This window comes from Cellulomonas sp. SLBN-39 (assembly GCF_006715865.1).
GTDB lineage: Bacteria > Actinomycetota > Actinomycetes > Actinomycetales > Cellulomonadaceae > Cellulomonas.
The window spans coordinates 39,706-65,322 of record NZ_VFOA01000001.1 but is presented as its reverse complement, the minus strand read 5'-3'; the positions used below and the strand labels follow the sequence as shown (position 1 = coordinate 65,322).

Annotated in this window: 24 protein-coding genes and 4 tRNA genes; 18 read left to right on the top strand and 10 right to left on the bottom strand. The window is 76.3% G+C overall.

Annotated features, from left to right (window positions below; translation table 11 throughout):
• The first annotated feature begins 1 nt into the window (after position 1).
• Genes murI through FBY24_RS00275 form a run of 6 tightly spaced genes read left to right on the top strand, consistent with a single transcriptional unit; the run spans position 2 to position 5,177 of the window.
• Positions 2 to 814 carry a glutamate racemase gene (murI, locus tag FBY24_RS00300; protein WP_140460223.1) on the top strand — a complete coding sequence of 271 codons (813 nt, stop codon included), beginning with the start codon at positions 2 to 4 and terminating at the stop codon, positions 812 to 814.
• Positions 811 to 1,599 (top strand): MBL fold metallo-hydrolase, encoded by a 789-nt coding sequence (locus FBY24_RS00295; RefSeq protein WP_142157070.1) that lies wholly within the window; start codon positions 811 to 813, stop codon positions 1,597 to 1,599. The genes murI and FBY24_RS00295 overlap by 4 nt, the downstream gene beginning before the upstream one ends.
• Positions 1,596 to 2,033: a hypothetical protein gene (locus FBY24_RS00290; protein WP_142157068.1), complete on the top strand. Its 438-nt coding sequence runs from the start codon at positions 1,596 to 1,598 to the stop codon at positions 2,031 to 2,033. The genes FBY24_RS00295 and FBY24_RS00290 overlap by 4 nt, the downstream gene beginning before the upstream one ends.
• 59 nt (positions 2,034 to 2,092) lie before the next feature.
• Positions 2,093 to 2,878, top strand: coding sequence for a ribonuclease PH (gene rph, locus FBY24_RS00285; RefSeq protein WP_174243452.1), 786 nt, complete (start codon positions 2,093 to 2,095; stop codon positions 2,876 to 2,878).
• Positions 2,875 to 3,522, top strand: coding sequence for an RdgB/HAM1 family non-canonical purine NTP pyrophosphatase (gene rdgB, locus FBY24_RS00280; protein WP_142157066.1), 648 nt, complete (start codon positions 2,875 to 2,877; stop codon positions 3,520 to 3,522). Before rph ends, rdgB begins: the two co-directional genes overlap by 4 nt.
• On the top strand, positions 3,519 to 5,177 hold the full coding sequence (locus tag FBY24_RS00275) for an ABC-F family ATP-binding cassette domain-containing protein (protein WP_142157064.1): 1,659 nt from the start codon (positions 3,519 to 3,521) through the stop codon (positions 5,175 to 5,177). The genes rdgB and FBY24_RS00275 overlap by 4 nt, the downstream gene beginning before the upstream one ends.
• 24 nt (positions 5,178 to 5,201) lie before the next feature.
• Here FBY24_RS00275 and FBY24_RS00270 read toward each other — a convergent pair whose 3' ends face one another.
• Complete coding sequence (locus FBY24_RS00270) at positions 5,202 to 5,858, bottom strand: Pr6Pr family membrane protein (protein ID WP_222117185.1); 657 nt, start codon at positions 5,856 to 5,858, stop codon at positions 5,202 to 5,204.
• Positions 5,855 to 6,409 (bottom strand): NUDIX hydrolase family protein, encoded by a 555-nt coding sequence (locus tag FBY24_RS00265; protein WP_142157060.1) that lies wholly within the window; start codon positions 6,407 to 6,409, stop codon positions 5,855 to 5,857. The genes FBY24_RS00270 and FBY24_RS00265 overlap by 4 nt, the downstream gene beginning before the upstream one ends.
• Before the next feature lie 125 nt (positions 6,410 to 6,534).
• Here FBY24_RS00265 and trxA point away from each other — a divergent pair, with 125 nt between their 5' ends.
• Complete coding sequence (trxA, locus tag FBY24_RS00260; protein ID WP_140460229.1) at positions 6,535 to 6,906, top strand: thioredoxin; 372 nt, start codon at positions 6,535 to 6,537, stop codon at positions 6,904 to 6,906.
• A 341-nt stretch (positions 6,907 to 7,247) separates the two neighbouring features.
• Entirely contained in the window at positions 7,248 to 10,298 is a 3,051-nt protein-coding gene (locus FBY24_RS00255; protein ID WP_142157058.1) for a glycosyl hydrolase, read from the top strand.
• Positions 10,299 to 10,382: 84 nt separating this feature from the next.
• Here the strand turns inward: FBY24_RS00255 and FBY24_RS00250 are convergent.
• Together FBY24_RS00250 and FBY24_RS00245 are read right to left on the bottom strand one after the other, a co-directional pair.
• A tRNA-Leu gene (locus tag FBY24_RS00250) sits at positions 10,383 to 10,468 on the bottom strand.
• Between the two features lie 67 nt (positions 10,469 to 10,535).
• On the bottom strand, positions 10,536 to 11,003 hold the full coding sequence (locus FBY24_RS00245) for a peroxiredoxin (RefSeq protein WP_142157056.1): 468 nt from the start codon (positions 11,001 to 11,003) through the stop codon (positions 10,536 to 10,538).
• A gap of 117 nt (positions 11,004 to 11,120) precedes the next feature.
• On the opposite strand from FBY24_RS00245, the gene FBY24_RS00240 reads away from it, so the two are divergent.
• The 4 genes from FBY24_RS00240 to FBY24_RS00225 all read left to right on the top strand — a co-directional run bounded on the left by FBY24_RS00240 (position 11,121) and on the right by FBY24_RS00225 (position 13,679).
• Positions 11,121 to 11,417: a co-chaperone GroES gene (locus FBY24_RS00240; protein WP_142162964.1), complete on the top strand. Its 297-nt coding sequence runs from the start codon at positions 11,121 to 11,123 to the stop codon at positions 11,415 to 11,417.
• A gap of 105 nt (positions 11,418 to 11,522) precedes the next feature.
• Entirely contained in the window at positions 11,523 to 11,864 is a 342-nt protein-coding gene (locus FBY24_RS00235; protein WP_142157054.1) for a hypothetical protein, read from the top strand.
• 84 nt (positions 11,865 to 11,948) lie between these two features.
• Positions 11,949 to 12,021: transfer RNA gene (locus FBY24_RS00230), tRNA-Lys, on the top strand.
• 161 nt (positions 12,022 to 12,182) lie between these two features.
• Positions 12,183 to 13,679 carry an NAD(P)/FAD-dependent oxidoreductase gene (locus FBY24_RS00225; protein WP_160158389.1) on the top strand — a complete coding sequence of 499 codons (1,497 nt, stop codon included), beginning with the start codon at positions 12,183 to 12,185 and terminating at the stop codon, positions 13,677 to 13,679.
• A 78-nt stretch (positions 13,680 to 13,757) separates the two neighbouring features.
• On the opposite strand, the gene FBY24_RS00220 is transcribed toward FBY24_RS00225, so the two are convergent.
• Genes FBY24_RS00220 through FBY24_RS00210 form a run of 3 tightly spaced genes read right to left on the bottom strand, consistent with a single transcriptional unit; the run spans position 13,758 to position 16,362 of the window.
• Entirely contained in the window at positions 13,758 to 14,768 is a 1,011-nt protein-coding gene (locus FBY24_RS00220; RefSeq protein ID WP_142157050.1) for a glycine betaine ABC transporter substrate-binding protein, read from the bottom strand.
• 38 nt (positions 14,769 to 14,806) lie between these two features.
• The gene (locus FBY24_RS00215) at positions 14,807 to 15,586 is read right to left on the bottom strand and encodes an ABC transporter permease (RefSeq protein ID WP_142157048.1); all 780 of its coding nucleotides are present in this window, start codon (positions 15,584 to 15,586) and stop codon (positions 14,807 to 14,809) included.
• Entirely contained in the window at positions 15,574 to 16,362 is a 789-nt protein-coding gene (locus FBY24_RS00210; RefSeq protein ID WP_142162962.1) for an ABC transporter permease, read from the bottom strand. The genes FBY24_RS00215 and FBY24_RS00210 overlap by 13 nt, the downstream gene beginning before the upstream one ends.
• A 227-nt stretch (positions 16,363 to 16,589) precedes the next feature.
• Between FBY24_RS00210 and FBY24_RS00205 the strand changes: the two genes are divergently transcribed.
• The 3 genes from FBY24_RS00205 to FBY24_RS00195 all read left to right on the top strand — a co-directional run bounded on the left by FBY24_RS00205 (position 16,590) and on the right by FBY24_RS00195 (position 18,786).
• Positions 16,590 to 17,588, top strand: coding sequence for an ABC transporter ATP-binding protein (locus FBY24_RS00205; protein WP_174243520.1), 999 nt, complete (start codon positions 16,590 to 16,592; stop codon positions 17,586 to 17,588).
• 47 nt (positions 17,589 to 17,635) lie between these two features.
• Positions 17,636 to 18,559: a RimK family alpha-L-glutamate ligase gene (locus FBY24_RS00200; RefSeq protein WP_142157044.1), complete on the top strand. Its 924-nt coding sequence runs from the start codon at positions 17,636 to 17,638 to the stop codon at positions 18,557 to 18,559.
• Positions 18,560 to 18,713: 154 nt separating this feature from the next.
• Positions 18,714 to 18,786: transfer RNA gene (locus FBY24_RS00195), tRNA-His, on the top strand.
• 92 nt (positions 18,787 to 18,878) lie between these two features.
• On the opposite strand, the gene orn is transcribed toward FBY24_RS00195, so the two are convergent.
• Together orn and FBY24_RS00185 are read right to left on the bottom strand one after the other, a co-directional pair.
• Positions 18,879 to 19,472, bottom strand: coding sequence for an oligoribonuclease (gene orn / locus FBY24_RS00190; protein ID WP_370511017.1), 594 nt, complete (start codon positions 19,470 to 19,472; stop codon positions 18,879 to 18,881).
• 94 nt (positions 19,473 to 19,566) lie between these two features.
• A complete protein-coding gene (locus FBY24_RS00185; RefSeq protein ID WP_142157040.1) occupies positions 19,567 to 19,848 on the bottom strand; it encodes a hypothetical protein in 282 nt (93 codons plus the stop codon).
• A gap of 473 nt (positions 19,849 to 20,321) precedes the next feature.
• On the opposite strand from FBY24_RS00185, the gene FBY24_RS00180 reads away from it, so the two are divergent.
• Positions 20,322 to 21,890 carry a DUF2079 domain-containing protein gene (locus tag FBY24_RS00180; RefSeq protein ID WP_160158388.1) on the top strand — a complete coding sequence of 523 codons (1,569 nt, stop codon included), beginning with the start codon at positions 20,322 to 20,324 and terminating at the stop codon, positions 21,888 to 21,890.
• Between the two features lie 35 nt (positions 21,891 to 21,925).
• On the opposite strand, the gene FBY24_RS00175 is transcribed toward FBY24_RS00180, so the two are convergent.
• Positions 21,926 to 22,001: transfer RNA gene (locus FBY24_RS00175), tRNA-Arg, on the bottom strand.
• 180 nt (positions 22,002 to 22,181) lie between these two features.
• Here FBY24_RS00175 and FBY24_RS00170 point away from each other — a divergent pair.
• Both FBY24_RS00170 and FBY24_RS00165 read left to right on the top strand, forming a co-directional pair.
• On the top strand, positions 22,182 to 23,909 hold the full coding sequence (locus tag FBY24_RS00170) for a GTPase domain-containing protein (protein WP_142157036.1): 1,728 nt from the start codon (positions 22,182 to 22,184) through the stop codon (positions 23,907 to 23,909).
• A complete protein-coding gene (locus tag FBY24_RS00165; RefSeq protein WP_255432129.1) occupies positions 23,906 to 25,567 on the top strand; it encodes a GTPase in 1,662 nt (553 codons plus the stop codon). The genes FBY24_RS00170 and FBY24_RS00165 overlap by 4 nt, the downstream gene beginning before the upstream one ends.
• Positions 25,568 to 25,617 lie beyond the last annotated feature (50 nt).

Genomic DNA, 25,617 nt, shown 5'->3' with positions numbered 1-25,617 from the left:
GGTGAACGACGCCCCGATCGGCATCTTCGACTCCGGCGTCGGGGGGCTCACGGTGGCGCGGGCGATCCTCGACCAGCTGCCCGCCGAGTCCACGCTGTACATCGGCGACACCCTGAACAGCCCGTACGGGCCCAAGCCGCTCGCCGCGGTGCGCGCGCACGCGCTCGAGATCATGGACGACCTCGTCGACGCGGGCGTGAAGATGCTCGTCATCGCGTGCAACAGCGCGTCGGCGGCGATGCTGCGCGACGCCCGCGAGCGGTACACGCTGCGCCGCGGCCTGCCCGTGGTCGAGGTGATCCTGCCCGCGGCCCGGCGCGCCGTGGCCGCGACCCGGAACGGGCGCATCGGGGTCATCGGCACCCGGGCCACGGTCGAGTCCCGGGCGTACGACGACGCGTTCGCCGTGGCGGGCGTCGAGCTCGTCTCGCAGGCGTGCCCGCGGTTCGTCGAGCTCGTCGAGGCCGGGGTGACGTCGGGCCCCGACGTGCTCGCGGTCGCGCACGAGTACCTCGACCCGGTGCGCGCCGCCGGCGTCGACACCCTCGTGCTGGGCTGCACGCACTACCCGCTGCTGACCGGTGCCATCTCGTACGTCATGGGGGAGGAGGTCACCCTGGTGTCGAGCGCCGAGGAGACCGCCAAGGACGTCTACCGCACGCTCGTCGCGCACGACCTCGAGCGCGACCCGGCCGCCGGGCCGGCGACCCACCGCTTCCTCGCCACGGGTGACCCCGCAGGGTTCGCGACGCTCGCGCGTCGGTTCCTGGGCCCCGAGGTCGAGGCGGTGGAGCCGCGGGGAGCGCTGCGGTGAGGCTCACCGTCCTCGGGTGCTCCGGGTCGTTCCCGGGGCCGGACTCCGCCGCGTCGTCGTACCTCGTGCAGGCCGAGGACGCCGACGGGCGCACGTGGTCGGTGCTGCTGGACCTGGGCAACGGCGCGCTGGGCCCGTTGCAGCGGTACGGCGACCCCGCCGCGCTCGACCTCGTCGCGCTCAGCCACCTGCACGCCGACCACGTCGCCGACATGGCGGTGCTGGGCGTGCTGCGCCGCTACCGCCCGCAGGGCCCGCTGCCCCCGCTGGCCGTCCACGGCCCCGAGGGCACGCGCGACCGCCTGCTCGAGCTCACCGGCCGCGACCCGGCGACCGACACCGGCGAGGTCTTCGACGTGCACGCCTGGCGGGCCGGGACGCCCGTGCCGGTCGGGCCGCTGGAGATCACGCCCGTGCCCGTGCTGCACCCCGTGCCCGCGTTCGGGCTGCGGGTCACGGGCCCGTCGGACGCCGACCCGGACCGCCGCGTGACCCTCGCGTACACCGGGGACACCGACGCGTGCCCGGGCCTGGACGACCTCGCCACCGGCGCCGACCTGCTGCTGTCCGAGGCCGCGTTCGTCGAGGGCCGCGACGACGCCGTCCGCGGCGTCCACCTGACGGGGCGCCGCGCCGGCGAGGCCGCCGCCCGGGGGCGCTCCGGCCGCCTGGTCGTCACGCACGTGCCCGCGTGGAACGACGCCGAGGCCGCAGCGGCCGAGGCCCGCACCGTCTACGACGGGCCCGTGGTCGTCGCCACCCCCGGCCTGGTCCTGGCCCTGTGAGCGGGCCCGACGGTCGGGTGCCGTGGCGCGTCCTCACCCCCTCCGGCAAGCTCGCCTACCTGCTCCTGGCCCCCGTCGCCGCGGTGCTCGGTGCGGTCCTCCTGGGCGTCGCCCTCGGGGAGTGGGCGTTTGTGCCCGGGGCGATCGTGCTGCAGCTCGTCGTCGTAGGCGTCGCCGTCCGGACCTTCCGTGACGCCGACGTCGAGGACGTCGTCGCGCCCCGCGCCCCGTGGCGTATGACCGCCCGCCCCACCTCCGGCTTCGTCCTCGGCGGGCTCTTCCTCGTCGAGTCCGTCTCGGCCGTGCTCCGGGCCCCCGGGCAGCCGGACCTGTGGGCCGTCCTGCTCGCCGCCGCGGTGAGCGCGGCCCTGGGCGTCGCCTTCGTCCGCTCCTCCCTGCGCCTGCGGGCCGGGGACCACCTCGACCCGCGCTGACCGCGCCGCAGGACCGGACGCGTTCCGGGCGGGCGGGCACCGGCACGTAGGGTCGGGGCATGACCTTGAGCACCCCTGCGCGCGCCGACGGGCGCCGTCCTGACCAGCTGCGGCCCGTGACGATCACCCGTCGGTTCCTCGACGCCGGCGAGGGCAGCGTGCTGGTCGAGTTCGGCGGCACGAAGGTGCTGTGCGTGGCGTCGTTCACCGAGGGCGTGCCGCGCTGGCGCAAGGGCTCCGGCCAGGGCTGGGTCACCGCGGAGTACGCGATGCTGCCGCGCGCGACCAGCTCGCGCTCCGACCGGGAGTCGGTGCGCGGCAAGGTCGGCGGACGCACGCACGAGATCTCGCGCCTCGTCGGGCGCTCGCTGCGCGCGGTCGTCGACGTCGCCGCGCTCGGCGAGAGCACCGTCGTCCTGGACTGCGACGTGCTCCAGGCCGACGGCGGCACGCGCACCGCGGCGATCACCGGCGCGTACGTCGCGCTCGCCGACGCGGTCGCGTGGGCGCAGGGCGCGGGCATCGTCAAGCCCGGCCGGCAGGTGCTGCGGGACTCCGTCGCGGCCGTCAGCGTCGGCATCGTCGACGGCGTGCCCGTGCTCGACCTGCCGTACGTCGAGGACGTGCGCGCCGAGACGGACATGAACGTCGTCGTCACCGGCTCCGGCCGGTTCGTCGAGGTGCAGGGCACCGCCGAGCAGACCCCGTTCGACCGCGCCGAGCTCGACGCGCTGCTCGACCTGGCGCTCGCCGGCACCGCCGAGCTGACGCGCCTGCAGACCGAGGTGCTCGCGGCCCCGGCGTCCGACGGGACGGCGACGCGCGCCCAGGTCACGGCCCCGTGAGCGGTGCGGCGAGCGACGTCGTCGTGCCCGCGGGCGCACGGCTCGTGCTGGCGACGCACAACGCGCACAAGGTCGGCGAGCTGCGCGCGATCCTGCACCCGGCGCTGCCGGACCTGCCCGCGGCCGCGGTCGTCGGGGCACGCGACGTGCACGCGCCCGAGCCCGTCGAGGACGGCGTCACGTTCGAGGAGAACGCGCTGATCAAGGCCCGTGCACTCGCTGCGGCGACCGGTCTGGTCGCGGTCGCGGACGACTCCGGCCTGGCCGTCGACGTGCTCGGCGGCGCCCCGGGGATCTTCTCGGCCCGCTGGGCCGGCCGGCACGGCGACGACGCCGCGAACCTCGCGCTGCTGCTCGCCCAGCTCGCCGACATCGCCCCCGCGCACCGGGGTGCGCGGTTCGTCTGCGCGGCGGCCCTGGTGACGCCCGACGGGCACGAGCACGTCGTGCGCGGCACGCTGGAGGGCACCCTCGCGACCGCGCCGCGGGGCGGCAACGGCTTCGGGTACGACCCGGTGCTCGTGCCGCAGGGGCAGGAGCGCACCTGCGCGGAGCTGTCGCCGCAGGAGAAGAACGCGATCAGCCACCGGGGGCAGGCGTTCCGGGCGCTCGTGCCGCACGTGGTGGCGGCGCTGGGCCGATGACGGACGCGCCGAGGCCCGGCGACGTCCAGCTCGTCGCCGACGCCGTGACCTTCGGGTACCCGGGCCGGCCGGTGCTGGACGCGCTCGACCTGACGGTGTCCGCCGGCGACCGTGTGGGCCTGGTGGGGGAGAACGGCGCGGGCAAGTCCACGCTGCTCGGGGTCCTCGCGGGCCGGCTCGTGCCGCAGCGGGGGCAGGTGCGCCGGCGCGGCTCGATGGCGGTCGTCGAGCAGGACCTCGAGGTCGCGCCCGGCGACACGGTCGGCTCGCTCGCAGAGCAGGCGGGCGCGGGGGCGCGGGCAGCGGCCGACGACCTGGCGCGCGCCATCGACGCGTTCGACCACGAGTCCGGCGACGTCGCGTGGCTCACCGGGGCGATCGCCCGGTACGAGCACCTCGCGGCGTGGGACGTGGACCGCCGCGTCGACGAGTCCCTCAGCCGGCTGGGCGCGCCCCGCGACCGGGACCGGACGCTCGCGTCCCTGAGCGTCGGCGAGCGGTACCGGGTCCGCCTGGCCTGCCGGCTCGCCGAGCGCGCCGACCTGCTCCTCCTGGACGAGCCGACGAACCACCTCGACGTCGCGGGCGTCGACCACCTCACGGCGCAGCTGCGCGGGTGGGCGGGCGGGCTGGTCATCGTCACGCACGACCGCCGGCTCCTCGACGACGTCATGACCGCGATCCTCGACCTCGACCCCTCGATGGACGGGCGGCCCGTGCTCTACGGCGCCGCCCGGTACGCCGACTACCGGTTCGCCCGCGACCAGATGCTGCGCCGCTGGCGGGCCCGGTACCGCGCCGAGCGCAAGCGGGCGGTGCAGCTCGCGGACCGCCTCGACAGGTCCTACGAGGGCCTGTCGGACGAGTGGCGGCCGCCGAAGGGCTCGCAGAAGAACCGCCGGGCGACGCGGGCGCGCATCCACGTGAAGGCCGCGGACCGCCTCGTGCAGCGGCTGGAGGCGCAGGCGGTCGAGGTCCCGGTCCCGCCACCGGCCCTCGCGTTCCCCGACCTGCCGTCGGTGCCGGCCGACTACGCCGGCGGACCGCTGCTGGAGGTCCGGGCGCCGCGCGTCGACGGTCGGCTCGACCTGCCCGGGCGCCGTGTCGACGTGATGCCGGCCTCGCGCCTGCTCGTGACAGGGCCGAACGGCGCGGGCAAGTCGACGCTCCTGGCCGCGCTCACCGGCACCGTCGGGCTCGACCGCGGCACGCGGACCCTCGGCCCCGGTGTCCGGCTCGGCGTGCTCGCGCAGGAGGGGCCGGCCGAGCACGCCGCCCCCGTCGCGCGGCCCGGGGCGACGCCGTCGGCGTTCGACGCCTACGCCCGGCACGCCCTGCGGCTGCTGGAGCAGGGGCTGCTCGACCCCGGGAACCTCGTGCCCGTCGCGGCCCTCGGCCTGCTCGGGGAGGGCGACCTCGACCGCCCGCTGGGCGAGCTGTCTGTGGGGCAGCGCCGCCGCTTCGACCTGGCCTGCGCCCTGCTGGCGGCCCCGCACGTCCTCGTGCTGGACGAGCCGACGAACCACCTGTCGGTGGGCCTGGTCGACGAGCTGACGACCGCGCTGCGGGGCACGTCCGCGGCGGTCGTCGTCGCGACCCACGACCGCCAGCTGCGCGCCGACCTGGCGGACTGGCCGCAGCTCGAGCTGGGCTGAGCGACGGGACGGCGCGGCGGGCGCTCAGGCCGGTGCGGGGCCCGCCGGCAGCCGCCGCTCGAGCCAGGCCACGGCGACGCCCAGCAGCGCACCGCCGACGAGGACGGCCGCACCGTTGCCGAGCGCGGCGCCCAGGCCGATCTGCGTGACGTCGACGAACGGGTACGGGTACCAGCCCACGACGTGGCCCCGGACGAACGTCCACGCCAGCCACACGGCCGGCAGCACCAGCGCCCACGCCGGCGTCCACCGGTCGGTGCGCGGCCGGGGCCCGGCCAGCAGCCACGCGAGCACCGCGCCCACCGGGACGGCGGTGTGCAGCAGCAGGTTGGTCAGCGCACCCGACGGCGTCAGCTCAACCTGCCCGGTGAGGACCGTGTGGTAGACGGCGAAGGTCACCACGATGCACAGCACGGAGTCCAGCCGCAGGACCCGGAACACCGGTCCGTCGTGCCGGGGTCGCACCACGAGGAGCAGCGACACGGCCAGCACCAGCACGTTCGACCAGATCGTGAAGTAGCTGAACAGCCGCACCCACCGCTCCAGCACCGAGCCCGCGTCGCCCGCGCCCTCGACGAGCAGGCGGGCGACCTCGCGCCCCACGCCCCAGCCGGCGGCCGCGGCCACGAGTCCGTGCAGGGCACGGGCGACCGTGACCGGGACCGCGGCCGCCGTGCTCACGGCAGGCGGCCCACCCACGCCATCGCCTGACGCAGGAGCAGACCCTGGCCGCCGTTCATCTCGACCTGCACGGCCTCGGTGCACGCCTCCTCGGGCGTCAGCCAGGCCAGGTCCAGGGCGTCCTGCTGCGGGCGGCAGTCCCCGGCGACGGGCACGACGTACGCCAGCGACACCGCGTGCTGGCGGGGGTCGTGGTACGGGGTGACGCCGGGGGTCGGGAAGTACTCGGCGACCGTGAAGGGCTGCGGCGACGGCGGGACCATCGGCAGGGCCATCGGCCCGAGGTCCTTCTCGATGTGCCGCAGCAGCGCGTCGCGCACCCGCTCGTGGTGCATGACGCGGCCCGAGACCAGCGCCCGGGACATCACGCCCTCGGGCGTCACGCGCAGCAGCAGCCCGACGGCCACGACGTCGCCGGACTCGTCGACGCGCACGGGGACGGCGTCGACGTAGAGGATCGGCAGCTGGCTGCGCGCGGTGGCGATGTCCTGCGGGCTGAGCCAGCCGGAGGGTCGCTCGGGGCCGACGGGGTACTCGGCGGAGGCGGTCACCGTGCAGTTCTACCGCGTCCGACGCGCCGTGGCCGAACCGACCGCCGCGTGGCGTCCGCCGACGGGCGGGAATACCCCGGCCGGTACCGACGCTGCACACCCCGGACCACCCGAGGAGGAGACCGATGGCCACCACCACGCTGACCGCCGACACGATCCGCCAGACGATCGAGGAGAACGACATCGTCCTCGTCGACTTCTGGGCGTCCTGGTGCGGCCCGTGCCGCAGCTTCGCGCCCGTGTTCGAGGCGTCGTCGGAGCAGAACCCGCAGATCGTCCACGCGAAGGTCGACACCGAGGCCGAGCAGCAGCTCGCCGCCGAGCTGCAGATCACCGCGATCCCGACGCTGATGGCGTTCCGGGACGGCGTCCTCGTCTTCAACCAGGCCGGCGCTCTGCCCGGCCCGGCGCTGGCGAAGGTCGTCGAGGGCATCCAGGCGCTCGACATGGACGACGTGCGCGCGCAGATCGCCGCGAAGCAGGGCGCGTCGGCCTGACCGACCCCCGCCCGACGCACGAGGCGCCCGTCACCGGCCGGTGGCGGGCGCCTCGTCGTCCCGGTCCGGTGCGTCCGTCCGGGGGACGCGCTGACCTGTCGGGTTGCCGTGCGCGATCACCCGTGCCTACCGTGTGTGAGATCGCTCTCATCGCAGCGCGGCCAACGGGGGTCGTGCGGGGGGCAGGTCACGGTGCGCCGCAACGACGCGGCGCGTCGCAGCAGGGGCAGCGTGCCGGCCGCATGCCCGTGCCGGGTCAGCACGTCCGCGCGACCGCTCCTCGCGGTGCGCGGGCGGGGACCCGTGCGGACCGCTGGTGCGCGCCCGAGGGGGCACAGCACATGCGACACCACTCACCCACCCGCGCCCGCGGGTCGTCCGACGCCACCGGCACCGCACCGGCCGGCACGCCACCCGCGTCGTCCCGGCCGGCGCGTCGGCGCACCGCACGCGTCATCGCCGCGCTGGCGGCCCTGGCGCTGCCGCTGACGTTCGCCGCGGTCGCCGTCCCCGGGGCCGCCGCCGCCGACGGGGTCGTGCCCGTCGGCGCCGGCTCGTACGCGGCCACGCCGGTCGGACCGACGCCGGAGGGCTGCGCGTCCGTCGAGGCCGACCCGCGCAGCGCGCTCACCGCCGACGCGCCCGACGGGGCGCTGCCCACCAACGACTGGTGGAGCTCGTTGCTCTACAAGCGCCTCGACTGCCGGTTCAGCGCACCGCTGCACGCGCACCCGGTGTCGTACCAGCCCACGGCCGACGGCCTCGGGCTCTCGACGCCCCGCACCGCGACCCGGTCGGGGACCACGGGCGGCATCGGGGAGTTCCACTACACGTACGCCGAGGACCTGCGGGTCACGGTCGCGGGCCTCGACGCCCCGACGGTGAAGGTCGCGGACTGGTCGGACTGGACGGTCACGCCGTCGTGGTCGGACGGGACGCGCTCCCTCACGGCCACGATCGGCCACGGCCTGCCGATCAGCTGGTACCACGTCGCCGGCGGCGACGCGCTGCTGCGCTCGTCGCAGGAGGTGCGCGTCTGGTGGCGCGACGGGCCCTGGCTCGGCCTGACCGCCAACGGGCACGACTACGGCGTCTACGCCCCGGCGGGTGCGCGCTGGACGGGGGAGACGAACGCGCTCCGCTCGACCCTCGCCGGCAAGGGCTACCTCGCGGTGGCCGCGCTGCCGACCGGACCGGGCTCCGACGACGCGGCCCGCACGGCCGCGGCACGCGACCTCGGCCGGTACGCGTTCGCCGAGGTCACGGGCACCCGCGCCGACTACGTCTACGACGAGGACGCCGGCGTCGTGCGCACCACCTACGGCCTGACCACGCGCCGCCTGCAGGGCACCGTCGACGGCACCGTCGTCGCGCTGTACCCCCACCAGCAGCGGTACGTGACCGCGACCGGCGGTGGCACCGCCCTCGGGTCCACCTACCCGTCGGCGCGCGGCGCCATGACGGCCTACCGGGGCACGCGCTCGGTGACCACGGCGACGCCGTTCACCGGGGTGCTGCACGAGGTGCCGGCCGTCGCGACGTCCTCCGGCGCCGACCGCACCCGCCTGGAGCAGCTGCTCGAGGAGGCCGCGGCCGACCCGCTGCCCATCCTGCGCGCGGACACGTACTGGACCGGCAAGGCCCTGGGACGCGCGACGCGGCTCGTCGAGATCGCCGACCAGCTGGGCCGCACCGACCTGCGCGACCGCATCCTGGCGCGCGTGCGCACCACCCTGACCGACTGGTTCACGGCGACCCCGGGCAAGACCGGTCAGGTCTTCGCGTACGACGAGCGCTGGGGGACCCTCATCGGCTACCCGGGGTCGTACGGCTCCGACACCGAGCTCAACGACCACCACTTCCACTACGGGTACTTCGTCGCGGCCGCCGCGACCCTGGCCCGGTTCGACCCGCAGTGGGCGTCCGACGCCCGCTACGGCGGCATGGTCGACCTGCTCGTCCGTGACGCCAACGGCTACGACCGCGACGACGAGCTGTTCCCGTACATGCGGGACTTCGACGTGTACGCCGGTCACGACTGGGCGTCGGGCCACGGCGCCTTCGCCGCCGGCAACAACCAGGAGTCCAGCTCGGAGGGCATGAACTTCGCCGGTGCCCTCGTGCAGTGGGGCGAGGCCACGGGCGACCGGGCCGTCCGTGACGCGGGCGCGTACCTGTACGCCACGCAGGCCGCCGCCATCCAGGAGTACTGGTTCGACCGGGCGGGGGCGATCCCCGACGGGTTCGGCCACACCACGGTCGGGATGATCTGGGGCGACGGCGGGGCCTACGCCACGTGGTTCAGCGGCGAGGCGGAGATGATCCAGGGCATCAACACCCTGCCCATCACCGGCTCCCACCTGTACCTCGGCCTGCGTCCGGCGGACGTGCGGTCCAACTACGCCGAGCTGGAGCAGGCCAACGGCGGCCCGCCCACCGTCTGGCAGGACATCCTGTGGAGCTACCTGGCGCTCGGCGACGGCCCGCGGGCCCTGCAGCTGCTGCGTGCCCAGCCGGGCTACCCGGTCGAGGAGGGCGAGTCCCGCGCGCACACCTTCCACTGGGTGGCCAACCTCGCCGCCCTGGGGACCGTGGACGCGACCGTGCACGGGGACGACCCGCTGTCCGCGGTGTTCGTCCGCGACGGACGCCGCACCTACGTCGCGTCGAACCCGACGGGCGCGGCCCGCACGGTGACGTTCTCGGACGGCACCACGCTGCGGGTGGCCGCCGGCCGCACCGCCACGACGGGTGCGTACACGTGGAGCGGGGGCGGCGCGCCGGGCGGCCCGACGACGACACCGACCCCCACGCCGACGGAGACGCCCACGCCGACTGCCACGCCGACGCCCACGCCGACCCCGACGCCGACGCCAACCGTCACGCCGACGCCCACGCCGACCCCGACGGCGCCGCCCACGAGCGGCTTCACGTTCGCGTTCGGCGGTGACGGTCGCCTCGTGACCACGCCGGTGACGTCGCCCGCGACGCTCACGGTCCCGGCGGCACGTGGCGTCGACACGGCCACCGAGCCCGCGGGGGCGCTCGTGCTCACCGCGAGCGGGCTCACCGGCACCGCGACGGGCGCCGCCACGACGTTCGACGTCGCGCTCGACGCCGGCACGGTGGTCGGCAACGGCACCCGCCTGCAGGTGTCGTACGACCTCACCGGTGACGGGACGTGGGACCGCGTCGAGGTCTACCGGTACTTCGCCACCGACCCGGTGCCGGGGTACGAGCGCTACACGTCGTCCGTCGGCCTCGAGCGCGCCACCGGCACGCTCGGCGACCTGCGCGGCGGCACGGTGCGCGTGGCGCTCTGGAACGCGATCGGCACCGGCACGACCGCCGTCGGCACCGCCACCTCCCGGGTGGTGCTGCCGATGCGCTGACGCGCCGCACCACGACGCACGGCGGCCGCGACACCCCGGGGTGCCGTGGCCGCCGTGCTGCTGGTCAACCGTGCTGCTGGTCCGTGGTGCGGGAGACGGGAGTCGAACCCGCACGCCCTCTCGGGCACCAGGACCTAAACCTGGCGTGGCTGCCGTTTCACCACTCCCGCGCGCGCCGAGTCTGGCACAGCGGCACCCGCGGGCGCCGCTGCGCCAGCGGGGGCGGGGCGGGTGCGGTCAGTCGATCCCGAGGTCGCGGCGCAGCTTGGCGACGTGCCCCGTGGCGCGCACGTTGTACTGCGCGAGGGACACGACGCCCTCGGGGTCGACGACGACGGTCGAGCGGATCACGCCGGTCACGGTGCGCCCGTACATCGTCTTCTCGCCCCAGGCGCCCCACGCCTCCAGGGTGGTGCGCTCCGGGTCCGAGGCGAGCGGGAACGTCAGCTGCTCGGCCTGCGCGAACGCCGCGAGCTTGTCCACCGGGTCCGGCGAGACCCCGACCACCGCGTACCCCGCGCCCTGCAGCGAGGCCAGGGAGTCGCGGAAGTCGCACGCCTGCTTGGTGCACCCCGGGGTGCCTGCGGCGGGGTAGAAGTACACGACGACCGAGCGGCCGCGCAGGTCGGCCAGGTCGACCGTGCCGCCGTCGGCGGTCGGCAGGGTCAGGGCGGGGGCGGGGTCACCGACGGCGAGGCGGGGCACGGGATCTCCTCGGGTGCTCAGGTGTGGACGACGACGCCGGCCACCCTACGTCGGCGGGGTACGGTCGGCGGCGTGAGCGCTCCGACCACCCCGCCGCCCGGCGACCTGCCCATCCGCATGCTCAACGACCGCCTCCTCGTCGCGCTCGACGCGGAGCACGCCGAGCGGCGATCGTCCGCGGGGATCCTCATCCCGCCGACCGCTGCCATGGGCAAGCGGCTGGCGTGGGCGCAGGTCGTCGCGGTCGGGCAGCACGTGCGCCAGGTGGAGCTCGGCGACCGGGTGCTCTTCGACCCCGAGGACCGTGCGGAGGTCGAGCTCACCGGCCGGACGTACCTGCTGCTGCGGGAGAAGGACGTGCACGCGGTCGCCGCCCCCGGCAGCACGGGCGAGGGCACCGGCCTGTACCTCTGACGGCCCGCCCGGCGGTCGGGCGAGCCGCCCGACCCCGGGCATGCCGGCGCGCCATGATGGGAGGGCGGGCGACCGTCCGCCGGTCGTCGACCACGGGGGTGCCGCGTGCCTGACGTGCAGCCGTCGCCCGGCCTCGGTGCGCCCGAGGGGACGACCGGGTCTCCGCCCCCTGCCGGCGACGCCGACGGCGCCGTCGAGAGGGCTGCCGATGACGCGCCCGACGGGCCGCTGGTCGAGGACGTGGCCCGGCGGGCCGAGGGGCTGCTCGCCGAGCACGTGCCGCTCACGCTCCTGGTCGACCTGGTCGCGCCGGTCGTGGCGTCGGCCGAGCTCGCCGACGAGGAGGGGCTGCCCGCGACGCCCTGGTGGGGTCCGGGCCCGGCGGGGCCCCCGCCGCGCGACCCGACCGACGACGGCGAGGATCCCGAGGTGCCCGTGCGGCCCTGATCTGTGGCCTTCTTCACAACCTGGCCGTCGGCGGGACTCCGGTTCGCATCTGCCGTCCGCGGGCTGCTAACCTCTTCCAGCCGCGCGCCTCTAGCTCAACTGGCAGAGCAGCTGACTCTTAATCAGCGGGTTCTGGGTTCGAGTCCCAGGGGGCGTACAGCGCACGAAGCCCTCCGTCCGTTCCGGACGGGGGGCTTCGTCGTTCCCGCCGACCATCGGGCCAGCGCGCCCCGTCCTCGAGCGCGCGCGCCCGTCGGCCAGCGCCGACGCACCCGCCGCGCCACGATGGTCGGACGCGACGGACGACGGAGGTGGGCTGTGCAGCCGGTGCAGGAGTACGACGTGGTCGTGGTGGGAGCGGGGGCGGTGGGCGAGAACGTCGCCGACCGGGCCTCGCGGACGGGGCTGGACGTGGCGCTCGTCGACGCCGAGCTCGTCGGCGGGGAGTGCTCGTACTGGGCGTGCATGCCGTCCAAGGCGATGCTGCGGCCGGGAGACGTGCTCGCCGCGGCGCGGGCCGTGCCGGGCGTGCGCGGCGTGGAGGGCCTCGACGTGGCGGCCGTGCTGGCCCGGCGCGACGAGGTCGCCGCGCACTGGGACGACTCCGGCCAGGTGGCCTGGGTGGAGGGCGCCGGTCTGACGCTGCTGCGGGGGCACGCCCGCCTCACGGGCGAGCGCGAGCTGCAGGTCACCGGCCCGGCGGGCGACGTCCGGGTCGTCGCGCGCTGCGCGGTGGTGCTGGCCACCGGCTCGTCGGCCGTGGTGCCCGACGCCTTCGCGGACGTCCGCCCGTGGACCAGCCGGGAGGCGACCTCGGCGCAGCAGGTGCCGGCGCGGCTGGCCGTCGTGGGCGGCGGGGTCGTGGCCGTGGAGATGGCCACGGCGTACGCGGACCTCGGTGCGCAGGTCGAGGTGCTGGTGCGCGGCGACCGGCTGCTGCCCCGTGCGGAGCCCTTCGCGGGCGAGGCGGTGCTGGCCGCGCTGGTGGACCGGGGTGTGCGGGTGTCGACCGGTGCCTCGGTGACGCAGGCGGCGCGGCACGGCGACGAGGTGCGGCTGAGGGTCGAGCACCGCGGCGGACCGGGGGAGGGTGCGGTCGCGCCGCGGGAGGTCGTCGCCGACGAGGTGCTCGTCGCGACCGGACGTCGGCCGCGCAGCGACGACCTCGGCGTCGAGCACGTCGGGCTCGTCCCGGGGGAGCCGGTGGAGGTCGACGACGCGCTGCAGGTGCAGGGCGTGCCGGGTGGCTGGCTCTTCGCGGCCGGCGACGTCACGGGCCGGACCGCCACGACCCACCAGGGCAAGTACGACGCCCGGGTCGTCGGCGACGTGATCGCGGCCCGGTTCGCCGCGCGGGGCGGGAAGCCGGTGGACGCCGCGCGCGTGCCGCGGGGCGTGACGCGCGAGGCCGAGGAGGGGGCCGGTGCGTGGAGCCGGTTCCGGGCGACGGCCGACGTCGCGGCGGTCCCGCAGGTGGTGTTCGGCCGTCCGCAGGTGGCGTGGGTCGGGATGACGCAGGAGGAGGCGGCGCGCGCGGGTGTCGACGTCGACGTCGTCGGCTACGAGATCGGTGACGTCGCGGGCGCGTCCGTGACCGACCCCGCCTACCGCGGCCGCGCGCAGGTGCTGGTCGACCGGGAGCGTGACGTGCTCGTGGGGGCGACGTTCGTCGGTCCGGACGTGGCGGAGATGCTGCACGCGGCGACCGTCGCGGTGGTCGGGGAGGTGCCCCTCGACCGGCTCTGGCACGCGGTCCCGGCGTACCCGACGGTCAGCGAGGTGTGGCTGCGCCTCCTGGAGGCGGCGGGGCGCTGACGGCACGCGCGACCTGCGGACGCGCGACAGCGGCCCGGTCGGGGACGACCGGGCCGCTGTCGGGGTGGGGGTGCCGCGTCAGCCGGCGAGCGAGCCGTCCGACGAGAGGACGAGCCCGAGGGCCGCGTCGCCCTGGCGCACGGCCTCGCCGATCAGGGCGAACTCGTAGGACCGGAACTCGCCGATCTCCAGGCCGTACGTCTCCTCGAGGCCGATCTGGCAGAACGGGCGCTCGGGGCACTCGGGCGGACCGGCGAGGACGAGACCGCCACAGGTCTCGGCGAGCTCCGACAGGGTCGCGACGCCGTTGGCCTCGGCGAACTCGGCCGTCACCGCGAACGCGTTCTGGTCCTGCGCGGCCGAGGCGGCGCCGACGGCCAGACCCGACTCCTCGGCGAGCGGCGTGAGGGCCTCGACGGTGGCGTCGACGTCGCTCGAGGCGACCGGGTCGGCGTCCGCGCCGTTGATCTGCGAGTTGAGGAAGTCCGCGAGGGTCGCCGCGTACTCGGGGACCGCGGCGAGCGTGCCGTCCTGCAGCGCGGGCAGGTAGGTCTCGCGGGAGCCGATGCTCTGCGCCTGGGCCTCGAAGCCGGCGCTGCGCAGCACCTCGGCGTAGATCTCCGCGAGCGTGAGGCTCTCGGAGAAGTTCGCGGCGCCGACGCTGAGCTCGACGCCCTCGCCGGTCTGCTCGTCGGCGGCCAGGCCCTGCTCCTCGACGAACTCGGCCGCGACCTCGCTCGACGTGCGGCGGTCGATGTCGACGGCCTTGTTCAGGGCGATGAGGCCCTCGGTGTCGAGGGACGCCGAGACGGCGTCGAGGAGCTCGACAACCTCGGGGTGCTCGGCGGCGACGTCGGCGTTGATCGCGGGGATGACGTTGTCGGCGTTCTGCAGGCCCAGGTCGTCGTCGAGGACGACGAGGCTCTCGCCGGCGACGGGCTCGCAGACGGCCAGTCCGGACGTGCTCGTGGCGGTGGTCTCCGCCTCGCCGCCGCCGGAGCCGGGAGCGCCGCACGCGGCGAGGACGAGGGCGGCGCTGCCGGCGAGTGCAGCGGCAAGGGTGCGGCGGGTGCGCGTGGTGGTGCGCATCAGGGGCTCCTGACGATCGGTGGGCAGGACGGGGCAGGTCAGGGCGGTGGCGCCGACCCATTCGACCCGCTCGGGGTCGCGGGGGCAAGCGGTGGACGGGCTGCGCGGCCCCGACGTGAGGCACGTCGCACCGCCGCGTCCTGCCCGGCCCGGTCGCGCGCGCGCAGCCCGGGCGGCGTCACGGCCCTCTCGACGAGGGCGAGGACGCCCTCGACGAGCAGGCACAGCGCGGCGACCAGCAGCCCGCCGGCGAGCGCCTGGCCGTACCGCTGGGTGCTGAACCCCGTGACGACGATCGTGCCGAGGCTCGTGCCGCCGACGAGGGCCGCGAGCGGCACGGTCGCCAGGACCTGGACGGCGCCCGTGCGGATGCCCGCCGCGATCAGCGGCAGCGCGAGGGGCACCTCGACCGTCCACAGCCGGGTGCTGCCCGACAGGCCCAGACCACGGGCGGCGTCGCGCACGTCGGGATCCACCCCGCCGACGCCCGTGACGGCGTTCGCGAGGATCGGCGGCACGGCGAACACCGCGCACGCCACGGCCGTCGCGCCGTTGCCGAAGTACCCGGCGGCGGCGAGCAGCGTGAGCAGGGCCAGCGTGGGCAGGGCGCGCGTGGTGTTGGCGACGACGACGCCGACGGTCGCCCCGCGCCCGCGGTGGCCGAGCCAGAGCCCGGCCGGCAGCGCCACGACGAGCGCGAGCAGCACCGCCACGGCCGAGATGGCCAGGTGGGTGCCGGCGAGCTCGAGGACGCCGCGGCGCCCGGTCCAGTTCAGCGGGTCGTTCAGCCAGACGAAGGCCTCCGTCAGGATGTCCACGCGGCCTCCTCGGCGGTCGTGGTGCGCCGGGCGGGCGCCTCCGCCCCGGAGGGACTGTCGGGGTCGGCCGCCGCCCGCGCCGCGCGCCGCGAGCCGCGCTGCCACGGCGTCAGCAGGCGCCCGAGGAGCAGGAGCAGGAGGTCCGCGACGAGCGCGAGCAGCAGGCACAGGACCGTCGCCGTCATGATCTCGGCGTGGTAGTTGCTGCGGAACCCGCGGAACATCAGCTGCCCCAGCCCGCCGTACCCGACCACCACGCCGACGGTGACGAGCGCCACGGTGCTGACGGTCGCCAGCCGCAGACCCGTGATCACGGCGGGGACGGCCTGCGGCAGCTCCACGGCCAGCAGCATGCGGGCCCGCCCGTAGCCCATGCCGCGGGCGGCGTCGCGCACCGCGGGGTCGACGCCCTGCAGGCCGACGAGCACGTTGCGCACCAGCACGAGGAGCGCGTACACGACCAGGCCGATGAGCACGGTGGTGCGGCCGATCCCCGTGTAGGGCGCCAGCACGGCGAACAGCGCGAGCGACGGGATCGTGTAGAGCACCCCCGTCCCCGCCAGCACGGGGGCCGACCAGCGCGGGCGCAGGTGCGCGAGCACCGCCAGCGGCAGCGCGACGACGAGCGCCAGGAGCACCGCCTGGGCGGTCAGGGTCGCGTGCTGCTCCAGGTACCGCAGCACGTCGGGCCCGTTGCGCTCCAGGTACTGCCAGGAGAACCACGGGTTGGGGGGCGGGGACGCCGCGACGTCGAGGACCGGGCCGCCCCCGGGCAGGGCCACGGGCGCGCCGGCGAGCAGGGAGGGCGGCAGCACCTGGTCGACGCTACCCAGGGGCACCCACACCCGCGCGGCGACGCCGGCCGGCGGGCGGGCGTCGGTGGTCGGCGCTAGCGTCGCTGCGCGTGAGCAGCGAGCACCTCGTCACCCCCGCCACCGGGTCCCCGGCCGCGTCCCCGGCTGCGGCCCCGTCGGACGTCGCCGGTGCGGCGGAGCCGCCCGCCATCGCCTTCGAAGGGGTGCGCAAGGAGTACGCCGGCGCCGTCGCCGTGGACGACCTCACGCTGCGGGTGCGCCGCGGCGAGCTGCTCGTGCTCGTCGGTCCCTCGGGCTGCGGCAAGTCGACGACGCTGCGGATGGCCAACCGGCTCGTGGAACCGTCCGCCGGGCGCATCCTGCTGGGCGAGGAGGACGTGACCGACGTCGACCCCGTCGCGCTGCGCCGGCGCATCGGCTACGTCATCCAGCACGTCGGCCTGTTCCCGCACCGCACGGTCGCGCAGAACGTCGGCACGGTCCCGGGCCTGCTCGGGTGGGACCGGGCCCGCACGCGCGCCCGGGTCGAGGAGCTGCTGGCGCTCGTGGGCCTCGACCCGGCACGGTACGCCCGCCGCTGGCCGCACGAGCTGTCGGGCGGTGAGCGCCAGCGCGTCGGGGTGGCCCGCGCGCTGGCGACCGACCCGCCGGTGCTGCTCATGGACGAGCCGTTCGGCGCGGTCGACCCGGTGGGCCGCGCGCGGCTGCAGCAGGAGTTCATCCGGCTGCAGCGCGAGCTCGGCACCACCGTGATGATGGTCACGCACGACATCGACGAGGCCGTGCGCATGGCCGACCGCGTCGTCGTGCTCAGTCGTGGCGCCCGCGTCGAGCAGCTCGCCACACCGCTGGAGGTCGTCGCGCGGCCCGCGACCGAGGCGGTCGCCGACCTCGTGGGGCGTGGGCGCACCGCCCGCCTCCTCGCCCTCGGGCGGCTGGAGCGGGCCGACCTCGACCCGGCGCCGGCCGCTCCCGGCACGCCCGTGCGTGCCCCGGCCGACAGGGTCGTGCGGCTCGGGGCCGAGCTCGGCGACGTCGTCGGGGCGCTCACGCAGCAGATCGGCGGCGCGACGGCGCCCGGCGCGGTGCCGGTGCTCGACGACGACGGACGGGCCGTCGGCACCGCCACGGCGCAGACGGTCCTGCGCGCGCTGCACCGGCTGACCGCGGAGCGCGCCGCGAGCTGAGCAGGTGTCCGACGCCGCAGGACACCTGCCCCGGCTACGCTGCCCGGGTGACCGAGCCGACTGCACGCCTCGCCCTCGCGACCTGCGCCGAGCTGCCCGACCTCGACCCCGACGACGTGCCGCTGCGCGACGCCCTGCGTGAGCGCGGCATCCCCACGGACGTCGTGGTCTGGGACGACCCCACGGTCGACTGGTCGGCCTACCCCCACGTGCTCATCCGCTCCACGTGGGACTACACCGACCGGCCCGCCCAGTTCGCGGACTGGACCCGCCGCGTCGAGCAGTACTCCACGCTGCTCAACCCCGCGGACGTCGTCGCGTGGAACATCGACAAGACGTACCTGCGCGACCTCGAGCAGCGCGGTCTGCCGATCGTCCCGACGATCTGGCTGGACCCCGAGCGCAACCTCAACGCCCGGGCGATCCACACCCGTTTCCCGGCGTTCGGCGACTTCGTCATCAAGCCGACCGTCAGCGCGGGCTCGCGCGACACCGGGCGCTACGACGCGGGGGAGACGCCCTCGCGGTCCCTGGCGATCACGCACGCCAAGAACCTGCTCGCCGTCGGTCGCCGCGTCATGCTGCAGCGGTACCTGACCAACGTCGACGCCGAGGGCGAGACGGCGCTGGTGTACGTGGACGGGCAGTTCAGCCACGCCGTGCGCAAGGAGCCCCTGCTCGAGGGCCCCTACCGTGCCGGCGAGCAGGAAGGTGTGCTCTTCCGCGAGGAGGTCATGTCCCCGCGCGACCCGTCCCCCGAGGAGCGGGCCGTCGGCGACGCGGTGGTCGCCGCGCTCGCCGAGGTCTTCCCGGACCGTGCCCCGCTGCTCTACACCCGGGTCGACCTCATCCCCGACGACGAGCACAAGCCCGTGATCCTCGAGGTCGAGCTGGCCGAGCCGTCGTTCTTCTTCGCGCACGCGCCCGGCTCGGTGGAGCGGTTCGCGGACGCGGTCGCGGCCCGCGTGTAGCCCTCGGGCAGGCGCCCGGCGACGGGCGCCCGGGCCCGCCGGACGCCGCCGCGGGAGCGGCGGTGCGACCGGTGGCGTGAAAGGTGGCGAGTAGTGGCCCGGACACCCGGTACACTCTTCGTCGGCCCTCCGAGAAGTCGGAGGTCGCCCAGTGGTGGCTATAGCTCAGGTGGTAGAGCACCTGGTTGTGGTCCAGGGGGTCGCGGGTTCAAGTCCCGTTAGCCACCCGATGGACGCAGGGCGTCGACCTCAGGTCGGCGCCCTGCGTCGTACCCGGGCCCGGTCTGCGGCGTCGCAGCCGCGGACCGGGACGTGGCGCTCAGGCGCCCGGGAGCATCCCGCGCTTGACGCTCGTCCGCACGACCTCGGCGGCGAGCGCCCGGGCGTGCGCGGAGTCCGGGCCGGGCTGCGCGGGCAGCAGCGCCGCCCGGTAGTACCGCAGCTCGTCGATGCTCTCGAGGATGTCCGCCAGGGCTCGGTGGCCACCCTTCTTCTCGGGAGCGGCGAAGTACACGCGCGGGTACCAGCGGCGGGCGAGCTCCTTGATCGAGGACACGTCGACGATCCGGTAGTGCAGGTGCCCGACCAGGTCGGGCATGTCGCGCTCGAGGAACGCCTTGTCGGTGCCGACGGAGTTGCCGGCGAGCGGCGCGCGGCCCGCGTCGGGCACCCACGTGCGCACGTAGTCGAGCACCTGCGCCTGCGCGTCGGCGAGCGAGACGCCCTCCGCCAGCACGTCGAGCAGCCCCGACGTCGTGTGCATCGTGCGGACGAAGTCGTTCATCTGCTCCAGCGCCGCGGCGGGCGGGGCGACGACCACGTCGACGCCCTCGCCGAGCACGTTGAGCTCGGAGTCGGTCACGACGGCCGCGACCTCGACGAGCGCGTCGTGCTGCAGGTCGAGGCCCGTCATCTCGCAGTCGACCCACACGATGCGGTCGGAGCTCGTCTGCGGGGCGGGGGCGGGGGAGGAGGTGCTCACCGGGCCAGCGTAGGGCGCGGCACCGTCAGCGACCGTCCGGCCGCGGCCCCCGCGTCGCTGGTGGGGCGGGCGGCGGTGGTGCGGGGAGCGTCGAGGCGAGCGCCGAGGAGACGAGCACGACAGCGACCACCGCCAGCGTCAGCCAGCGGCTCGCGGACGGGGACACCCCCGACCAGCGCAGCACGACGAACGCGACGGCACCCGCGCCGAGGGCGAGCAGCGCACGCCCGGTCCACCGGGCCGCAGCCCGCACGGCGCGGCGGTACCAGGGTTCGGCGGCGGCCTTGCGCGCCGCGCGCCGGCCCATCAGACGCCCCGCCCGCCGGCTGCGGCAGGGCAGCAGGCGGGCGGTCGCATGGCGTCATGGTGGCACGTCCTCAGCTGCTGAGGGTCCACTCCTGGGGGTTCCAGCGGTGACGGCCCCGCGGGGTGCGCGGGTCGGGCGGTCGACCGGCGGCGTCGGCCGCGGGTCTGGAGCGGTCGTCCCGCGCCCGCGCACGGGCGGATCGGGCGAGCCGGTCGGCGTGGTCGCGTCGGGCGACCTCGAAGGTGGTGACGGCGTGCACGGCAGGCCTCCTGGGCAGCGCGCAGCGCACCCGCGGTGACGGGTGTGCTGCTGGGGTGGTGCCTCCGACTCCACCAGAGGGCGGCCCCGCGGTCACGCCCTTTTCCGTCCGTCGTCCGGGCGTCGGGGGCCCTGCCGAGGGTGACGTGGAAGGATCGGGCCGGCCCCGCGCCGCGACCGGTGCGGGCGGGACAGCGACGCGACGAGGAGGTTCCGTGGCTCCCGGCACCGGACCCGCGGCACGCGAGGACGAGACCCGGTCGGACGACCCGACGACGGGCGAGGCGACGAGCGACGAGGCGACGAGCGACGACGTGCCGATCGACGACCGGACGACGGGCGACACCACGACGGACGGCGCCACCGGGGGAGCCCGCACCACCTCGGACGGGTCGGCGCCCGCCGGCCGCGGGAGCGCCCTGCGTACCCGGCTCCGCCCGTGGGCGCTGCCCGCGACGGTCGGGCTGCTGGTCGCCGTCGTGTACACCGTCTACTCCGCCGCCCAGTGGGACGCCTTCGTGGTCAAGTCGTGGGACCTGGGGATCTTCACCCAGCTCGCGCAGCGGTACGCGGCCCTCGAGGCGCCGGTCGTGCACATCAAGGGACCCGAGTACCACCTGCTCGGCGACCACTTCCACCCGCTGCTGGTGCTGCTCGGTCCCGTCTACGCGCTCGCGCCGAGCGCCTTCACGCTGCTCGTCGTGCAGAACGTGCTGCTGGGCGTCGCGGCGGCCGTCGTCACCCGGGCCGCGGCGCGCGTGACCGGCACGCTCGTCGGGGGTCTGCTCGGGCTGGCGTTCGGGCTGAGCTGGGGCCTGCAGCACGCCGTGGAGGCGCAGTTCCACGAGGTCGCGTTCGCGGTGCCGCTGCTCGCGGTCAGCCTCGCGGCGGCCCTGCAGGAGCGGTGGCGCACGGCTGCTATCGCCGGTGCGCTGCTCGTGCTCGTCAAGGAGGACCTCGGGCTGACCACGGCGGTCCTCGGGGCGGTGCTCGCGTGGCGGGCACGGCGTCCGGCGCTGCTGTGGGTCAGCGCCGTCGGCGTCGGGGGCTTCCTGCTCGCCACGCAGGTCGTGCTGCCCGCCCTCAACCCGGACGGCGCGTGGGCGTACGGCTCGCGCCTCGACCTCGGTGCCGTCCTGGCCGACCCCCTCGCGCTGTGGTCCCCCGCCAAGGGGTACACGCTGTGGCTGCTCGTCGCCGTGACGGCGGGCATCGCCCTGCGCTCGCCGTTCGTGCTGGTCGCCGCCCCGACGCTGGGCTGGCGGTTCCTCTCCGGCGAGCCGGGGTACTGGGAGCCGACCTGGCACTACAGCGCGGTGCTCATGCCGGTGGCGTTCCTGGCGATGGTCGACGGGATCGACCTCGCGCGGCGGGGCCGCGTGCGGTGGCTGCGCCACTACAGCCGGTACGCGCCTGCCGTGGCGCTGACGGCGTCGCTCATGCTGCTGCCGCAGCTCCCGCTGTGGCAGCTCACCGACCCGGGGCGGTGGTTCGCGGCGCCGCGCGAGGCGTCGGCCCGCGAGGTCCTCGCGGTCGTGCCCGACGGTGTGGTCGTCGAGACCGACGTCGGCCTGATGTCGTACCTGGTCGACTCCGCCGACGTCTACTACCTCGGCAACGACAACCCGGTGCCGGACTACCTCGTGATCGACCGGCAGGCCGGCGGCACGCCCGCGGAGTGGGGCGACGTCCTGCAGGTCGCCGCGATCCTGCACCCGGAGGCGACGTTCGAGGCGGTGCTCGCGCTCGACGGCTACGAGGTCGCCCGCCGCGTCACGGGCTGACCGGGTACGCGTGCGGCGTCGTCCCAGGTCAGGGATGGTGCCCCCGCCGGGACTCGAACCCGGAACCTGCGGATTAGAAGGCCGTTGCTCTATCCGTTGAGCTACGGGGGCGGTGCGCCACCAGCGTAGTGCGGTCGCGGGGCGCGCCGGGTGCAGGGTGCGCGGCGGGGGTACGAGGCGTCGTCGGACCCCGCCCGGGCGTCACGACGCGGGGCGCGACGGGGTGAATCCGAGGGCCGTCACCCGCGTGCCGCGTTTGGCCTGGTCAGGTCTCGACCCAACAATGGGGGGGTGAGCGCGCACCCCGGCACTGTGCCCGCGCGCCCCGCGCCGTCGTCGTCCGCCCCGGACCGCGACGCTGGCACCGACGCCCGTGCGGTGGCGCGTGACGTCCTCGTGCGCCCGCTCGCCCAGACGTCGCTGCTGGACGCCGTCAAGGACCTGCGGCGCGACGTGGACGCCACGACGTTCCCGCTGGACATCGCCGGCGTCGACGCCGCGCGCGCGTCGCGGGCCCGGCTCGTGGACCAGCTCGGCGAGCACCTCGTGCCCCGGCTGACCGAGCTGTCCGCACCCGCCGTCGTCGTCGTGTCCGGCTCGACCGGCGCCGGCAAGTCGACGCTCGTGAACTCCATCGTCGGCCGTGAGGTCACCGCCGCCGGCGTGCTGCGACCCACCACGCGCCGCCCGGTGCTCGTGCACCACCCGCTCGACGTCGACCTCATCTCCCACCACCCCGTGCTCGAGAGCGTCGAGGTCGCGCAGGACGAGGCCGTGCCGCGCGGGATCGCGCTGCTCGACGCCCCCGACCTCGACTCCGTCCTGGACTCCAACCGCGAGTCCGCGCACCGCCTGCTCGAGGCCGCCGACCTGTGGCTGTTCGTGACGACGGCCGCCCGGTACGGCGACGCGCTGCCGTGGCAGGTGCTCGAGGCCGCCGTGGAGCGCGGCACGTCCATCGCCATGGTGCTCAACCGGGTGCCCGAGGGCTCGCTGCCCGCGGTGCGCGGCGACCTGCTCGCCCGGCTGCGCGAGCACGGGCTCGCCGGCTCGCCGCTGTTCGTGGTGCCCGACGTCGGGCCGCACTCCGGCCCCCTCGACGCGCCGCTCGTCGCACCGGTCGCCCGGTGGCTCGCGATGCTCGCCGGGCCGGACCGTGCCCGCACGGTGGTGGGGCGGACGCTGCGCGGCGCGCTCGCGGCGCTGCGCCCGTGGGTCGACGAGCTCGCGGACGCGGTGCAGGCGCAGGCCGACGCCGCCGCGCACGTCGGACGGGTGCTCGACGAGGCGGCGGCCCTGCCGGTCGCGGACGCCGAGGTCGCGATCCGCGCGGGGACGGTCGCCGACGGCGCCGTGCGGGCCCGGTGGGCCGAGCTGACGGCCGCGGGTGCCCCGCTGGCCCGGCTCACCGACCGTCGGGGCCGCGCCAAGGGAGGGCCGCGGCACGCCCGCGCCCGCACGGTCGCGGTCGTCCCGCTGCTCGCCGACCTCGTGGACTCCGCGGCCGCCGTCCTGGCGTCGGCGGGCGAGCACGCCGAGGACCTGCTGCGCGCCGCGCTCGACGGGCCGACGGCCCCGCCCGGGGGCGCCGACGTGCTGGCCGCGTGGCCCGCGCGGGTGTCGGGCCGCACGACCGCGGCCGAGCGTGCAGCCCGTGCGTGGACCGCCGAGGGGGCGCGGGCCGTGCGGGCGCTGCTCGCCGCGGCCGACCAGGGGGCCGAGCTCGAGTCCGACCGCGTCCGGGCCGCCGCCCGGGCGGTCGGCGCCGACGCCCTCGCCGCGGTCGCGCTGACCGCCGCCGCGGGTGTTCCCGGTGCCACCGACGACCTTGCGGCCCTGATCGGCACGCACGCCGAACCGCTCGTCGAGCACCTGCGCGACGACCTCGCCGACCGGGCGCGCGACCAGGTGGGCCTCGAGCGCGACGCCGCGGGCAGCACGCTGTCCGACCCGGACCTCGCCGAGGACGCGTCCTCGCGCCTGCGGCTACGGCTGGCCGTCCTCAAGGGGCTGACATGAGCGCAGGCGCGCACAGCGAGGGTCGCAGCACCGGCACGGGGCCCGAGGACGAGGAGATGCTCCCCGACCAGCACGTGCCGGCGCCCGTGCCCGTGCCCGCCGCGTCGGTGCACCCTGTCGCGGACGTCCTGGCGGACCTGGGTGGCGGTGCGCCCGACGAGGCGCCCGACGAGGCCCCCGCGGGTGCGGTCCACGGCGCCCGCACCGCCGAGCTCGCCGCCCGCGTCGACGCCCTCGAGGCCGCGCTGGCCGTCGGCGGGACCCGGCTCGACCCCACGGTCGTCGCCGCCGTCGGCGACACGCTCGACCAGGTGCGCGAGCGCCTCGACCTGGGCGTCGACCACACCGTCGTCGCCCTCGTCGGCGGCACCGGGTCCGGCAAGTCGAGCCTGTTCAACGCCGTCAGCGGCCTGCAGTTCGCCGACGTGGGCGTGCGCCGCCCGACCACGTCGACCGTCACCGCGTGCGTCTGGGGCGCCGACGGCGGTCCGCTGCTCGACTGGATCGGCGTGGGCCCGGACCACCGGATCGAGCGCGAGAGCGAGCTGGACGGCGACGCCGAGGCCGCGCTGCGCGGCCTGGTGCTGCTGGACCTGCCCGACCACGACTCGATCGCCCCCGAGCACCGGGCCGTCGTCGACCGGGTGCTGCCGCAGGTCGACCTCGCCGTCTGGGTCGTCGACCCGCAGAAGTACGCCGACGACGCCCTGCACTCGGGGTACCTGCGCCGGCTGACGGGCCGCTCGGCGTCGATGCTGCTCGTGCTCAACCAGATCGACACCGTCCCGCCGCCCGTGCGCCGCGAGCTGCTCGCCGACGTCGCCCGGCTGCTCGCCGAGGACGGCCTGCCCGAGGTGCCCGTGCACGAGGTGTCGGCGCGCACCGGCGAGGGCGTGGGGCGGCTGCGTGCGGCGCTCGCGGAGGCCGTCGCGGGCCGGTCGGTCGCCGCCGTGCACGCCGAGGCGGAGGTCGCGCAGGCCGCCCGGACCGCGGGCACCCAGGTCGCGACCCGGGAGCCCGCGCCGACGCAGCTCGCGATCGGGCACGTCGTGGAGCGGCTCGCGCAGGCGGCAGGGCTGGTGGCGGTCGCCGACGCGGTCGGAGCGGTCGTCCGCGGCGGCTCGGCGCGCCTGCCCGAGCTCGGGCAGGTGCACGCGGAGGGGGTGGGGCTGACCCGGTCCGCGTGGCTGACGTCCGTGACGCAGGGGCTGCCCCCGCGCTGGGCGGCGGACCTGCGCGAGCGCGTCGCCACCGCCGGTGAGCTGCGGCAGGGCGTCACCGAGGCGCTCGCCGCGGTGACGGTGACGAGCCGGCGCTCGCAGCTGGGGGCCGGGCTCGGTGTCGCGGCGATGGTGGTGCTGGGCCTCGGCGTCCTCGCGGGGGCGGCGGACGTGGCCGGCCGGCTGGGGGCGTGGGCAGCACCGGGCTGGCTCGCCCTCGTCGCGGTGGGTGTCCTCGCGGCGGCCGCGGCGCTGGCGGCGTCGTCGGTGCTGGTGCGCCGCCGGGCAGGGCGTCGTGCCGCGCAGCGGGTGCTCGACGAGGGGCGGGCCGTCATCGAGGCGGCCGCCCGGGCGCGGCTGCTCGCGCCGACGCAGGACGTGCTGGCCGAGCACCGCCGGGTGCGCGAGCTGGTCGCTCGGGCGTCGTCCGGGGACTGACGGGCGTAGCTCCGAGCCGTCCACAGCCCGGCCGGAGGCCGGTCAGGGCG

Coding starts and splice junctions, on each gene's coding strand:
- FBY24_RS00255 (WP_142157058.1), top strand. CDS start 7,248: ATGCGACACCACTCACCCACCCGCGCCCGCGGGTCGTCCGACGCCACC.
- FBY24_RS00165 (WP_255432129.1), top strand. CDS start 23,906: ATGAGCGCAGGCGCGCACAGCGAGGGTCGCAGCACCGGCACGGGGCCC.
- FBY24_RS00185 (WP_142157040.1), bottom strand. CDS start 19,848: ATGGGCCGGCGCGCGGCGCGCAAGGCCGCCGCCGAACCCTGGTACCGC.
- FBY24_RS00220 (WP_142157050.1), bottom strand. CDS start 14,768: ATGCGCACCACCACGCGCACCCGCCGCACCCTTGCCGCTGCACTCGCC.
- trxA (WP_140460229.1), top strand. CDS start 6,535: ATGGCCACCACCACGCTGACCGCCGACACGATCCGCCAGACGATCGAG.
- FBY24_RS00240 (WP_142162964.1), top strand. CDS start 11,121: ATGCTCAACGACCGCCTCCTCGTCGCGCTCGACGCGGAGCACGCCGAG.
- rph (WP_174243452.1), top strand. CDS start 2,093: ATGACCTTGAGCACCCCTGCGCGCGCCGACGGGCGCCGTCCTGACCAG.
- FBY24_RS00275 (WP_142157064.1), top strand. CDS start 3,519: ATGACGGACGCGCCGAGGCCCGGCGACGTCCAGCTCGTCGCCGACGCC.
- orn (WP_370511017.1), bottom strand. CDS start 19,472: ATGACGGGCCTCGACCTGCAGCACGACGCGCTCGTCGAGGTCGCGGCC.